Source organism: Actinomyces sp. W5033 (assembly GCF_051303165.1).
In genome coordinates this window covers 230,092-242,786 of the sequence record NZ_JBPPGD010000001.1, presented here as the reverse complement: position 1 = coordinate 242,786, position 12,695 = coordinate 230,092, and the positions used below count along the sequence as shown (strand labels likewise).

Genomic DNA, 12,695 nt, shown 5'->3' with positions numbered 1-12,695 from the left:
CCGACGTCATGCGGGGGGTGGGGGGGTGGGGGGTGGGTTGGGGGAAGCCCTCCCCCCCCCCCCGCTGCCGCGCCGGGCCCCCGGCGCACGACGGCCCGGCGTCTCACAGACGGCAGGCGAGCAGGGAGGACACGAGGATGGCGCGCGCGCCGACCTCGTAGAGCGCGTCCATCACCCGGTTCATGTCCTTGCGCGGAACCATGGCGCGCACCGCCACCCACTCCGGGTTCTGCAGCGGGGAGACCGTCGGCGACTCGATCCCCGGCGTGATGGCGGTGGCCAGGTGCAGGTCGTTCATGCGCACGTCGTAGTCGATGAGCACGTAGGAGCGGGCGCGCATGACGCCCTCGAGACGACGCACGAGGGTCGCCAGTCCCGGCTCCTCGCGGTAGCGCTCGGTGGTGATGAGCACGGCCTCGCTGGCGAGGATCGGCTCGCCGAAGACCTCCAGCCCCGCGGCGCGCAGGGTCGTGCCGGTCTCGACGACGTCGGCGATGAGGTCCGCCACCCCGAGCTGGACCGAGGACTCGACGGCACCGTCGAGGTGGACGGTGGTGGCCTGCACGCCCTGCGACTCGAGGTAGCTGCGCACGAGCACGTCGTAGGAGGTCGCCACCCGCTTGCCGGCGACGTCGGCCAGGTCCCGCATGGTGCCCACGGGGGCGGCGAAGCGGAAGGTGGAGCGGGCGAAGCCCAGCGGCAGGTGCTCCACCGCGTCCACGCCCGAGTCCAGCAGCAGGTCGCGCCCGGTGATGCCGACGTGGACCGTGCCCTGGCCGACGTAGACGGCGATGTCACGCGGACGCAGGAAGAACAGCTCGACGTCGTTGTCCTCGTCGAGCAGGACGAGCTCGCGTCCGGTGCGCCGGGTGCGGTAGCCGGCCTCCTTGAGCATGGTGGTGGCGGGCTCGGACAGGGACCCCTTGTTGGGGACGGCGATGCGCAGCACGAGGGCGCTCCTCAGGTGGTTCGGGGTGGGGGGCAGGGCGTTGCCCGGCGGGCGGGGCACCCCACGGGGACGCTCTCACAGGTAGCGGTAGACGTCCTGGAGGGTGTAGCCCTTGGCGATCATCATCACCTGGGCGTGGTACAGCAGCTGGCTCAGCTCCTCGCAGGCAGCCTCATCGGACTCGTGCTCACAGGCCATCCAGGCCTCGGCAGCCTCCTCGACGAGCTTCTTGCCGATGAAGTGCACGCCCCGGTCGAGCTCGGCGACCGTGCCGGAGCCCTCCGGACGGGTGGCGGCCTTGTGCTCGAGCTCGGTGAACAGGTCCTCGAAGGTCTTCATGGCCTCAGGCTATCGGAAAGCCACGAGGCCACTGGTCAACCACCGGCCCGGCCGACTCGCCTAGCCACGCGCCGGCTCGCTCAGCCACGCGCCGGCTCCGGGTACAGCAGCCGGCACACGTGACGCCCGGCGGCGGCCGCGGCCAGGAAGGCGGCCGTGTCCTGCTCCAGGCCGCGCCCCATCGTCGAGAGCGTGACGCCGGTGTGCGCCTGGGCCTGGCGCAGTGCCTCCAGGAGCCCCTCGGTAGGGAGCTCGACGAGCCGGTGCTGTGCGGCGCCCGGCCTCGGCGCGCACAGGGCCTCGGCGTCCCCCCGCACCTGCGCCCCCAGGTCTCCCGCAAGGAGGGGCATGACGACGTCGGCCCCCGCCAGCGCGACCTGCCCGTAGGCGGTCATCGAGTGGTGGGAGACACCACGGTGGCGTTGACGCGCGTCCGCCTGGGACACGCGCAGGCAGGCCACCGGGCGCCCGCCCAGGGCGGCAACGGCGTTGACCACGTCCCCACAGGCCACCCCGGAGAAGCCCCATGGGGTGTCGGTGCCCAGGTTTCCCGGCCCCTGGGTGACGATGACGGCGTCGGCACGCAGGACGTGCCGGGCCGCCAGGAGCGCGTTGTGGACGCTCACCGCCTCGATGTCACCGCCCCAGGCCTGGCCGGCGGTCACGGTCCCGGCGAGCCACCCCACCTCACGCAGCCGTGCGACGGCGCGTGAGTAGGCCAGGGGCAGCGCGCCGCCGTCGGTCATGACGTAGACGGTGCGCGGCTGCGACAGGCCCTCGGGGCGACGCAGCCCGGCGATGACGGCCGGAAGGCTGGAGTGCAGGTCCGCCACCACCACCGGCATCCCCTCCAGGGCGAGGTCGCCGACCGCCCGGGACAGCAGACCATGGTGGGCGGTGCCCTGCTCGTCGACGCCGGTGACCATGACCTGGTCGGGCATGTACCGGACCTTGACGAGGTGGCCCTCACGGGGCGGGTCAGCGGCCAGCACGTCCAGGCGTGCGCTGACCATGGCGTGCCCGCCGGTGCCCAGGGCGCGGTCGAGGGCGGAGACCTCCAGGCGCACCCTCTCGGCCTGCCCGGGCACGCCGGTGACCTGCTCGTAGGCGATGGCGCGCAGCGTGCTGCCGGGACCCAGGCACCGTGCGCCGGCGGGAGCGGCGGTCACCCGCACCTCGAGCTCGGCGCAGGCGCGGCCAGCCGGCCCCCACACGTGCCGCAGTGAGAGCACCTCGCCGTCACGCCACATCATGGGCACAGCCTACGGTGGCCCTAGTCTGTGCGCGTGAGCCCCACCGTGTCCCAGGTCCCGGCAGAGGAGCGGCAGGTCAACCTCCTGCTCGCTCTGCGCCACACCCGCGACGGCATGAGCGCCACCGAGATCATCAGCCGGGTCGGCGGCTACGACCCTGACGGCGGTGACCGGGCACGGCGCATGTTCGAGCGGGACAAGGACGTCCTGCGCTCCATCGGCGTGCCCATCGTCGTGAGCACTGTGGCGGGGGAGCCCTGCTACCGGGTCGATGAGGACCACTACGTGCTCGAGCCCCTGCACCTGGAGGCCGCGGACGTCGCCGCCCTGGAGCTGGCGGCCTCCGCCTGGCGCGACGGCACCCTGCCCCAGCCCGCCCGGCGCGCCCTGACCAAGCTGCTCGCCGTCGCCCCCGCCCGCACGGGGGACGAGGTGGTGCCGGAGCTCAGCATCGACCTCGCTGGCCAGGACGTGCCCGCCGTGCTGCTGGCCGCCGTCGAGGAGCGCCGCCTGGTCGCCTTCGACTACCTCTCCGCCCGCACCGGCACCGTGCGCCACAGGATCGTCGAGCCCCACCGCCTGAGGCTGAGCGAGGGCGCCTGGTACCTCGACGGGCGCGACACGCGAGTGCCACCACCCCCACCCGGCACCGCCAGCGATGACGGGCGCCGCGTCTTCCGCCTGGCGCGTGTGCGGGGCGAGGTGAGCCCTGTGGGCCCGCCCGGGGCCTTCACCCCCGCCCCGCAGCCCGACGCCGCGACCGGCGCCACCGCCGTGCTCGCCCTCGCCCCGGGGCGCGCCCACGCCCTGCGGCGTCGCGGGCACCAGCCGCGCACGAGCCGTCGGGGCCCCGAGGGCTGGGACGTCGTCGCGGTCGGCTACGAGGACCTCATGGTCATGGCCGGCAGCCTTGCCGCCCTCGCGGACGCCGTCATCGTCCTCGAGCCCAAGAGCCTGCGCGAGGCCGTCCTCGACCACCTGCGCGGTGCCGCCGCGCTGACCCAGGAGCAGTGATGGCACGCCCCTCCTCCACCGACCGCCTCCTGCGCCTGCTGGCGCTGCCCGCCTGGGTGTCCGAGCACCCGGGAGCCTCCCTCGCCCAGGCCGCCGCCCAGTTCGGGGTCACCGAGGACCAGCTGCGCCGCGACGTCGAGACCCTGTGGGTCTCCGGCCTGCCGGGCGGCACGCCGGACGTGCTCGTGGACTTCGACGCCGACCTGCTCGAGGAGGGACGCCTGCGCCTGACCACCCCGCTGGGCCTCGACCGCCCTGTCACCCTCACCCGGGAGGAGGCAACGGTCCTGCTGCTGTCACTGCGGGTCCTCACCCGCCTGCTGTCCGCGGTCCCCGGCGCCACCGCGCCGCTGCACCGTGCCGAGCAGGCCCTGGCCCAGGTGCTCGGGGTCAGCCCGCAGGCGGTGACCGTGACCGAGGACCCGGTGACGACTGCCGTGACCCGGGCCCTGGCCGAGGGCAGGCGCCTGCACCTGGTGTACGCCTCTGCCACCGATGAGCGCAGCGAGCGCGACGTCGATCCCTTCGAGATCGTCTCCGACGGCTCCCACCTGTCCCTCAAGGCCTGGTGCACGCGCAGGCGCGCCGAGCGCACTTTCCGCCTCGACCGGGTGCTCGAGGCCACGGTGACGGCCCGGCCGGTGGCCCCTCACCGGCGTCTGCGCGGCCAGGGGCTGGAGCGGCTGGCGCACCGGCCCGAGACGGAGACCGCCTCGCTCCACCTGGCGCCGGCCGGCCGCTGGCTCGTGGAGCAGGCCGGCTGCGACAAGGTGGAGGAGCACGCCGACGGCACGCTCACCGTGACCGTGCGCGGGCGCAGCCGCCCGTGGCTCGTGGGGCTGGTGCTCAGCGCCGGACGTCATGTCCTGGACGTCCAGCCCTCCAGCCTGCGTGAGGAGGCTGCGGCCCGTGCGCGTGCCGCCCTGGCACTGTGGCAGGACGGGCCCCAGCAGGCAGCCGCGGGCACGCGCTGAGCGCTGGAGCCGCGGGCACGCGCTGGCGCTTGCCGGCTTGCTCACAGCCACCGGTCATGCGCCTACGCCGAGGGTGGAACACGACAATCGGTGCGCAGGCACCTTCTCGAGGTGCCGTTAGACTCTCAGTCGTCTCATCGGGCCGAAACCCAATTTGGAGTAGTGCTGTGAAGTTCTCACCCACCCACATCGTCGTCCTCCTCGTCCTCGTCCTGCTCATCTTCGGGGCCGGCAGGCTCCCGGAGATCGCCGGCTCCATCGGCAAGTCGATGAAGGTCTTCAAGAAGGAGGTCAAGGAGCTGCGCGAGGACGACCTCGGCACCGCCGCGACCCCCGCCCCGCCCGCCCAGATCCAGCAGCCGCAGCAGGGCACGTACTACACGCAGCCCACCCAGACCGGGCAGGCCGCCCCGCAGCAGTACACGGACGGCGCTGCCCCGCAGGCCTGAGCCCCGCCCGCCGAGCGTGACGTCTGGGGCGGTGCTGTCAGCCGTGACGGCACCGCCCCGTCCTACGCGCCCCACCACGTGACACCGGACAGGAGCAGGTCATGGCCAAGGAGCCGAAGGCCGGCAAGCCGACCAGCCGCAAGGACAACCCCGAGGCGATCATGTCGATCGGGGACCACCTGCGCGAGGCACGCAACCGTCTGTTCATCTCGGCGGTGGGCGTGCTCGTCATGGCGGTGGTCGGCTACATCCTCTACGACGAGGTCTTCTCCGTCATCACGCGCCCCATCGAGGTGGCCAACGCCAACGGTGCCAACATCTCGATGAACTTCGACACCGTCCTGTCCTCCTTCGACATGAGGCTCAAGGTGTCGATCTGGCTGGGGGTCCTGTTCGCCTCACCCTTGTGGATGTACGAGTTCTGGGCCTACGTCGGCCCCGGCATGACCCGCAAGGAGAAGCTCTACACCTGGGCCTACGGCCTGACCGGCCTCATCCTGTTCGGCTCGGGCGTCGCCCTGGGCGCCTGGATCCTGCCCCACGCCGTGTCCATCCTCACGAGCTTCATCCCCGAGTCCGGAACCGGCTTCATCCAGGCCACCCTCTACCTCAGCTTCGTCATGAGGCTGCTGCTGGTCTTCGGCCTCGCCTTCCTCCTGCCCGAGCTGATGGTGGCCCTCAACCGCCTCGGGCTGGTCAAGGGCACGACCATGCTCAAGGGCTGGCGCTGGGCCGTCCTGGCGATCTTCACCTTCATGGCCTTCGCCAACCCCCTGCCGGATCCCTGGTCGATGATCCTCATGGCGCTGCCGATCACCGGCCTGTACTTCCTCGCCTGCTTCATGTCGATCGGCCATGACAGGCGCGTGGCCCGGCGCCGCGCCAAGGAGGACGCAGAGCTCGACGCCGCCCTCGCCCACACGCCTGCCGCCCCTGCCCTTCCGGCCGCCGACGCCTCCAGCGCGGGCCATCTGCCTGCTGCCGCGAGCGGGTCCTGACACCGCCGCGCCCACTGCGGCGCGTACCAGTCTCCTCGCTCCTGTTCCCGGCGCGCGCCCTGCCCACCCGTGTGCCCTGCCCACCCCTCCCGACCTGGTTGTGAGACCCCATGCGTATCGCCCTCGCCGGCAACCCGAGCGCCCGGCACGGCCGCCACACGGACGCGGCCGAGCTCGCCCGGACCGGCCTTGTACGCCGTGGCCATGACGTCGTCGTCGTCACCGCCAGCTCCTACGACGCCACCCGTGAGGCTGCCACCGCGCTGCTGGAGAACCACGAGCTCGACGCGCTCGTCGTCGTCGGCGGTGACGGCATGGTCCACCTGGGTCTCGACGTCGTCGCCCTCACCCGCCTGCCGCTGGGCATCGTCGCCGTCGGGACCGGCAACGACGTCGCCCGGCACTTCGGCCTGCCCTCCAGGGACGTGGAGGCCAGCCTCGACGTCATCGACGCCGCCCTGCGCGGCGGCCACGTGGTGGACGCCGACGCCATCCACGTCTCGCGCCCCGACGCCACCCCCGTCGCCCCCGAGCACGAGTGGTGCATGGCCACCGTCGGCACCGGCCTCGAGGCCGCCGTCAACGCCCGGGCCAACGCCCTCGTGTGGCCCCACGGCGAGGCCCGCTACACCGTCGCCGTGCTCGGTGAGATCGCCCGCCTGCGCCCCTACGGCTACCGGGTGACGACGGACTCGGGCACCTGGGAGGGCGGTGCCCTCATCCTGTCCGCCGCCAACACCCGCTACATCGGCGGTGGCATGGACCTGGCGCCCCAGGCGAGCACCTTCGACGGCCTGCTCGAGGTCCTGCGCCTGGACCCACTGTCTCGCACAGGCCTGCTCGGGCTGCTGTCCAAGGTCTTCTCCGGCGCCCACATCGGTCACCCGGCGGTCCACGTCGAGCGCACCCGCACACTCGTCATCGAGGCCCTCGAGGGGCCTGGTCTGCGCCCACCCCCGCACCCCATGGCCGACGGCGAGCCGCTGACGACGCTGCCCCTGCGGTTGGAGGCCGTGCCGGCGGCCGTGCGCCTGCTCGTGCCAGCCCCCGGCGGCGGGCAGGCAGCCGGGGCAGGAGCCGAGGACACGCAGGACTGACGGCTGCCGGCCCCACGTAGGGTGGGGCTCATGACACCCTCAGCCTCCGAGCGCTACGCCGCCGCGCGCCGCCGCCAGGCCGCCTCGCGCACGGAGCTCGCACGTTTCGCCGCCGGCTACGACTTCCCCCTCGACGACTTCCAGGTGCGCGGCTGCGAGGCGCTTGAGCGCGGCGAGGGCGTTCTCGTGGCCGCCCCGACGGGCGCGGGCAAGACGGTCGTCGGGGAGTTCGCCGTCCACCTCGGGCTGGCCAAGGGGCTCAAGACCTTCTACACCACGCCCATCAAGGCCCTGTCCAACCAGAAGTACCTCAACCTCGCGCAGCGTTACGGCGAGGACAGGGTCGGCCTGCTCACCGGCGACACCTCCCTCAACCCTCACGCCGAGGTCATCGTCATGACCACTGAGGTGCTGCGCAACATGCTGTACTCGCTCTCGCGCGACCTCGACCGCCTCGGCTTCGTCGTCATGGACGAGGTGCACTACCTTGCCGACCGCTTCCGCGGTCCCGTGTGGGAGGAGGTCATCATCCACCTGGCCCCGCAGGTGCAGGTGGTCTCCCTGTCCGCCACCGTCTCGAACGCGGAGGAGCTCGGTGACTGGCTGGGTCACGTGCGTGGCACCACCGCCGTCGTCGTCTCTGAGCACCGGCCGGTGCCCCTGACCCAGCACATGATGGTGGGCCGGCGCCTGCTGGACCTGTACACGGTGCCCACCGAGGCGGTGGGCACCACCGGGGCTGCGGCCCACGAGGAGGCCGCGGCGCCGAGTGGGGCTCCGGGCTCCGGCACTGCGAGGACGGGTGCCTCGCCCTCCCTGCTGCCCCCGATCAACCCCGAGCTGCTCAAGGCCGTGCGCAGCGCCCGGCGCGCAGCCGCAGGGGAGACCACCGCGTCGGTGCAGGCACGCGGCAACCAGCAGCCGTGGAGACGGGGCAGGACGGCAGGCAGCCGTGCCCCGCGGCGGGCCGAGGGCGGTGCCCGCTGCGCCCGCCTGCGCCCGCCCTCGCGCCTGAGCGTCATCGACGCCCTCGAGGCAGCCCACCTGCTGCCAGCCATCGTCTTCATCTTCTCGCGTGCGGGCTGTGAGCAGGCGGTGGCCCAGGCAGTCGCCGGGGGAGTGGACCTCACCACCGACGCCGAGGCGCGGCGCATCCGCGAGGTGATCGAGCGGCGCACCGCGCAGGTGCCGGCCGTGGACCTGGCCGTCGTGGGCTTCCACGCCTGGGCGCACGCCCTCGAACGGGGCGTCGCCGCCCACCACGCCGGCCTGCTGCCGGTGTTCAAGGAGACCGTCGAGGAGCTGTTCAGCGCCGGGCTCGTCAAGGTCGTCTACGCCACCGAGACCCTCGCCCTGGGCATCAACATGCCTGCGCGCACCGTGGTCCTGGAGTCCCTGCGCAAGTGGAACGGCTCGGCGCACGTGACCCTCACACCGGGCGAGTACACCCAGCTCACCGGCCGGGCCGGGCGCCGCGGCATCGACGTCGAGGGGCACGCCGTCGTCCTGGCCGCCGACGACGTCGAGCCCAGTCTCGTCTCCTCCCTCGCCTCCCGGCGCACCTACCCGCTCGTCTCCGCCTTCCGCCCCACCTACAACATGGCGGTCAATCTCCTGGGCCGCTCGACGCGCCGACGCGCCAGGGAGGTCCTGGAGTCCTCCTTCGCACAGTTCCAGGCCGACCGCGGGGTGGTCGAGCTGGCCGCCCAGGCCCGGCGCCGACGTCGCTCCGTGGCCGGCCTGGAGGAGCAGATGACCTGCCACCTGGGGGACTTTCGCCAGTACGCGCTGCTGCGCCAGCGCATCGCCGACGCCGAGGCGCAGCTGTCCCAGCAGAACCGGGCCTCGCGCCGGGCCGGCACCAGCCGCGAGATGTCCTCGCTGCGCCGTGGGGACGTCGTCGTCTTCCCCACCGGGCGCCGCTCGCGCCACGGCGTGGTCCTGGAGGTGGGGCAGGACCGCACCGGCACCCCCGCCCTGACCGTCCTGTCGGAGGACTCGCGCGTGCTGACCCTCAGCCCGGACACGGTGCCTGACGGCGTGGTGCGTGTGGGCGCCGTGCGCGTGAGTGACGCGGTGGACCTGCGCCGGCCGCGTGAGCGGGACCGCCTCGTGGGCAGGCTGGTGCAGGCGCTGCGCTCGGGCAGCCTGGAGCAGGCTGAGCCAAGGCGCAGGCACGGGGCTGAGGAGGCGGGGCCGGGGACGGCGGCGACCCAGGAGCGGATCGAGGCGCTGCGCCACGAGATGCGCGCCCATCCGTGTCACGCCTGCCCCGACCGTGAGGAGCACGCCCGCGTGGGACGCGCGTGGTCCAAGGCCCTGGCGGAGGCGGACCGGCTCCAGGCCCGGATCGAGTCGCGCACCGGCACCATCGCCCGTGTCTTCGACGCCGTGTGCCAGGTCCTGCTCGAGCTGGGCTACCTCGAGCCCGTGGACCGGGGCCACCCCGAGCGCGAGCTGCGTGTGAGCGCCGCCGGCCGCCTGCTCTCACGGGTCTACGCCGAGCGCGACCTGCTCGTGGCCGAGTGCCTGCGCCGGGGCGTGTGGGACGGGCTGAGTCCGGCCGAGCTGGCCGCCGCCCTGTGCGCCTGCGTGTACGAGCCGCGCGCCGCCGCTCAGGGAATGCCCCTGCCGGTGCCTCCGGGCTCGGCGCTCGGGGCCGCCCTGCGGGCCGAGGCCGGGGTCTCGCGGCGTATCAACGACCTTGAGTCCCTCATGAGGCTGCCCGCCTCCTCGGGGGCCGAGCCTGCGCTCTGCGGCCCGGTGCTGGCCTGGGCCGAGGGGGCGACGCTCGCGCAGGTGCTGGAGGACTCCGAGCTGACGGCAGGCGACTTCGTCCGCTGGGTCAAGCAGCTGCTCGACCTGCTCGGGCAGGTCGCGTGCCTGCGTCCCGACCCTAAGGAGCCGAGCCTGTCAGCCTCCGTCTCCCGGCTGTCGGTGGCGGCCGCCGAGGCCGTCCAGGACGTCAGCCGGGGAGTCGTCTCCTGGTCCTCGGTCTGAGCCGGGGTTGAGGGGACGGTAGGCTCCTGGGCGCCCGCGCCGTTGCCAGCGGCGGTGACCTTCTTTCGTCAGGAGAACGCGTGTCCGGATTCTTCGCCCTGCTGGAAGACATCGCCACGCTTGCCAAGCTCACCCTGGCCACCGTCGACGACACCGCCTCCATGGCGGTCAAGACCTCCGCCAAGGTCTCGGCGGCAGCGGTCGATGACGTGGCCGCCACGCCGCAGTACGTCACCGGCATCACGCCCGAGCGTGAGATCCCCATCATCAGGCGCATCACGCTCAACTCGCTGCGCAACAAGATCCTCATCATCCTGCCGGTGGCGCTCGTGCTCAGCTGGCTGGCGCCCGGGCTGCTGCCCGTGGCCCTCATCTGCGGCGGCGCCTACCTGTGCTTCGAAGGAGGGGAGAAGATCCTCGAACCGGTCCTGGCGCGGTTCCTGGGCGTCCACCACGCCCAGGAGCACACCGGCCCGGTGGACGAGGACACCATCGTCCGACGGGCCACGACGACGGACTTCATCCTGTCCACCGAGATCATGCTGCTGGCGCTCGCCGAGGTGCAGGGCCAGTCCTCAGGGCGCCGGGTCGTCGTCCTCGTGCTCATCGCCCTCATCATCACCTTCGCCGTCTACGGGCTCGTCGCCGCGCTCATCACCCTCGACGACCTCGGGCTGCGGCTGGCGGCACAGGGGCGCACCGCGACCGTGCGCCGCCTGGGGCACGCGATCGTGCGCTCGGCCCCGGGGCTGTTCAAGGTCATCGGTGTCATCGGCACGGTCGCCATGCTGTGGGTCGGCGGGCAGATCCTGGCCCACAACATCGCCACGGTCGGGGTCACCGCCCCTCACCACCTCATGAGCCACGCGGCCGAGCTGGTGGACAACCCGGTGGCCTCCTGGCTCCTGTCGACGGCGACGGCCTGCGTCTTCGGCACCGTGGTCGGCTCCGTGCTCACGGTTCTCGTCCTGGCCCTCAGGAAGCTGGCTCGCTGACATGCTCGGCACGCGTCGCCGACGCAGCACCCGGCGCCGGGCGACCGGGCTCCACGCACGCGCAGCGCGTGGCAGCCTGGCGCGCCTGGGTGCCGGAGCGCTGGCCGGACTGCTGCTGTGGTCCGCCTTCCCGCCCCACGACCTGTGGTTCTGCGCCCCCGTGGCCCTGGCGGCCCTCGAGCTGGCCACCCGGCAGCGCCCGGCCGCCGAGAGCGCCACGACCTTCCTGCTGTTCGGTATCGGCCTGTTCGCGCCCCTGCTGCACTTCACCAGGGTCTCGATGGGCAGCCCCATCGGCTGGGTGGCGCTGACCGTCGTCGAGAGCCTCTACCTCGCCTCGCTCGGCGCCGCCTGGGCTGTGGTCTCGCGCAGTGGGCCGCTTGTGTCAGGAAAGTGGGCGCCGGCCGCACGCGTTGCGGTCTTTGCGGTGCTGTGGTGCGGTGTCGAACAGCTGCGCTCGAGCTGGCCCTGGGGAGGGTTCCCCTTCGGCCGTCTCGCCTACGCGATGGCGGACGCGCCGATGCTGCCGGTGGCCGCCTACGGCGGGTCGGTGGGGCTGAGCCTGCTCACCGCGCTGGTCGGCGGCTGCCTGGCGGAGACGGTGGTCCTGCTGCGCGCGCACCGCCTCCCAGGGGCGCTGGCCGCGGCCGCTGGTGCCGGCGTGCTCGTGCTGTGGCCGCTGGCGCTACCGGTGGACACCGAGGCGCAGGACGGCACGGCCCGGGTGGCCGCGGTCCAGGGCTCGGTGGCCCACGACGAGGAGGCCTTCGCCCGCGCTCTGGAGGTCACGGGCAACCACGCCGAGGCGACCGTGGCCCTCGCGCAGGAGACAGGGCAGGACCGCCTTGACCTCGTCGTGTGGCCGGAGAACGCCGCCGACCTCGACCCGAGGCAGTACGCGGCCAGCGCGGTGCTCGTCGAGCGTGCGGCGCAGGCCGTGGGGGCCCCTGTGCTCGTCGGCGCCGTCCCCTACGAGGACGGTGCGCGCTACAACGACGTCGTCGTCTGGACCCCTGGTGAGGGTGCGGGCAGCTTCTACCGCAAGCACCGTCCCGTGCCCTTCGGAGAGTTCGTCCCGCTGCGCGGGCTGGTGCGTGCCGTCACCGACCAGGCCGACCGCATCGGCACGGACATGGTGGCCGGCACCGGGCCCCACACTCTCACGGTGCGCGCGGCGGCCCAGGACCGTGAGGTCGTCCTCGCCATGGGGATCTGCTTCGAGGCCGCCTATGACGACGTGCTGCGCGCCGGCGTGCTCGAGGGCGGCGGCGTCATCGTCATCCCCACCAACAACGCCTCCTTCGTCGGTTCCTCGGAGCCGGCGCAGCAGCTCGCCCAGGGGCGGGTCCAGGCGGTCGTCCACGGGCGCAGCGTCGTGCAGGTCTCGACGGTCGGTGTCACCGCGGTCATCAGCCCCCGCGGGGTGGTGGTCCAGCGCCTCGACGATGGCGTCCAGGGCGCGCTTGTGGCGGACGTGGGACTGCGCCACTCGGTCACCGTGGCCGACCGGCTCGGCGGGTGGCCGGCCGCGACGGTGATGGCGGTGACGGCGCTGGTGACACTGGCGGGTATCGTGTCCCACGTTCGTGCACGGGGCCCGCGTGGACGCCGGCCCGGCCGCTGACGC

General features: G+C 73.1%; 11 protein-coding genes. 8 read left to right on the top strand and 3 right to left on the bottom strand.

Translation table 11 applies throughout. The features are described 5' to 3' along the window. Positions 1 to 103 precede the first annotated feature (103 nt). From hisG to ACSJJR_RS01060, 3 genes are all read right to left on the bottom strand, one after another. Positions 104 to 949: an ATP phosphoribosyltransferase gene (gene hisG, locus ACSJJR_RS01070; RefSeq protein WP_435941659.1), complete on the bottom strand. Its 846-nt coding sequence runs from the start codon at positions 947 to 949 to the stop codon at positions 104 to 106. Between the two features lie 75 nt (positions 950 to 1,024). Continuing rightward, positions 1,025 to 1,288 (bottom strand): phosphoribosyl-ATP diphosphatase, encoded by a 264-nt coding sequence (locus ACSJJR_RS01065; RefSeq protein ID WP_435941658.1) that lies wholly within the window; start codon positions 1,286 to 1,288, stop codon positions 1,025 to 1,027. Positions 1,289 to 1,368: 80 nt separating this feature from the next. After that, positions 1,369 to 2,541 carry a DUF3866 family protein gene (locus ACSJJR_RS01060; protein ID WP_435941657.1) on the bottom strand — a complete coding sequence of 391 codons (1,173 nt, stop codon included), beginning with the start codon at positions 2,539 to 2,541 and terminating at the stop codon, positions 1,369 to 1,371. A 33-nt stretch (positions 2,542 to 2,574) separates the two neighbouring features. Between ACSJJR_RS01060 and ACSJJR_RS01055 the strand changes: the two genes are divergently transcribed. From ACSJJR_RS01055 to lnt, 8 genes are all read left to right on the top strand, one after another. After that, complete coding sequence (locus tag ACSJJR_RS01055; protein ID WP_435941656.1) at positions 2,575 to 3,555, top strand: helix-turn-helix transcriptional regulator; 981 nt, start codon at positions 2,575 to 2,577, stop codon at positions 3,553 to 3,555. Continuing rightward, positions 3,555 to 4,529, top strand: a complete 975-nt coding sequence (locus tag ACSJJR_RS01050) for a helix-turn-helix transcriptional regulator (protein WP_435941655.1) — start codon at positions 3,555 to 3,557, stop codon at positions 4,527 to 4,529. Before ACSJJR_RS01055 ends, ACSJJR_RS01050 begins: the two co-directional genes overlap by 1 nt. 167 nt (positions 4,530 to 4,696) lie before the next feature. After that, on the top strand, positions 4,697 to 4,978 hold the full coding sequence (gene tatA, locus ACSJJR_RS01045; RefSeq protein WP_435941654.1) for a twin-arginine translocase TatA/TatE family subunit: 282 nt from the start codon (positions 4,697 to 4,699) through the stop codon (positions 4,976 to 4,978). Positions 4,979 to 5,079: 101 nt separating this feature from the next. Continuing rightward, on the top strand, positions 5,080 to 5,976 hold the full coding sequence (gene tatC, locus ACSJJR_RS01040) for a twin-arginine translocase subunit TatC (RefSeq protein WP_435941653.1): 897 nt from the start codon (positions 5,080 to 5,082) through the stop codon (positions 5,974 to 5,976). A gap of 110 nt (positions 5,977 to 6,086) precedes the next feature. After that, positions 6,087 to 7,073 (top strand): diacylglycerol/lipid kinase family protein, encoded by a 987-nt coding sequence (locus ACSJJR_RS01035; protein ID WP_435941652.1) that lies wholly within the window; start codon positions 6,087 to 6,089, stop codon positions 7,071 to 7,073. A gap of 30 nt (positions 7,074 to 7,103) precedes the next feature. Further along, complete coding sequence (locus ACSJJR_RS01030) at positions 7,104 to 10,073, top strand: DEAD/DEAH box helicase (RefSeq protein ID WP_435941651.1); 2,970 nt, start codon at positions 7,104 to 7,106, stop codon at positions 10,071 to 10,073. A gap of 80 nt (positions 10,074 to 10,153) precedes the next feature. Further along, positions 10,154 to 11,068, top strand: coding sequence for a DUF808 domain-containing protein (locus tag ACSJJR_RS01025; protein ID WP_435941650.1), 915 nt, complete (start codon positions 10,154 to 10,156; stop codon positions 11,066 to 11,068). A 1-nt stretch (position 11,069) separates the two neighbouring features. Next, a complete protein-coding gene (gene lnt / locus ACSJJR_RS01020) occupies positions 11,070 to 12,692 on the top strand; it encodes an apolipoprotein N-acyltransferase (RefSeq protein WP_435941649.1) in 1,623 nt (540 codons plus the stop codon). Positions 12,693 to 12,695: the final 3 nt, after the last annotated feature.

What these genes read in the sequence shown, in the direction of transcription:
- ACSJJR_RS01065 (WP_435941658.1), bottom strand. Translation starts at nt 1,288, where the DNA reads ATGAAGACCTTCGAGGACCTGTTCACCGAGCTCGAGCACAAGGCCGCC.
- ACSJJR_RS01060 (WP_435941657.1), bottom strand. Translation starts at nt 2,541, where the DNA reads ATGATGTGGCGTGACGGCGAGGTGCTCTCACTGCGGCACGTGTGGGGG.
- ACSJJR_RS01050 (WP_435941655.1), top strand. Translation starts at nt 3,555, where the DNA reads ATGGCACGCCCCTCCTCCACCGACCGCCTCCTGCGCCTGCTGGCGCTG.
- tatC (WP_435941653.1), top strand. Translation starts at nt 5,080, where the DNA reads ATGGCCAAGGAGCCGAAGGCCGGCAAGCCGACCAGCCGCAAGGACAAC.
- ACSJJR_RS01035 (WP_435941652.1), top strand. Translation starts at nt 6,087, where the DNA reads ATGCGTATCGCCCTCGCCGGCAACCCGAGCGCCCGGCACGGCCGCCAC.
- ACSJJR_RS01030 (WP_435941651.1), top strand. Translation starts at nt 7,104, where the DNA reads ATGACACCCTCAGCCTCCGAGCGCTACGCCGCCGCGCGCCGCCGCCAG.
- lnt (WP_435941649.1), top strand. Translation starts at nt 11,070, where the DNA reads ATGCTCGGCACGCGTCGCCGACGCAGCACCCGGCGCCGGGCGACCGGG.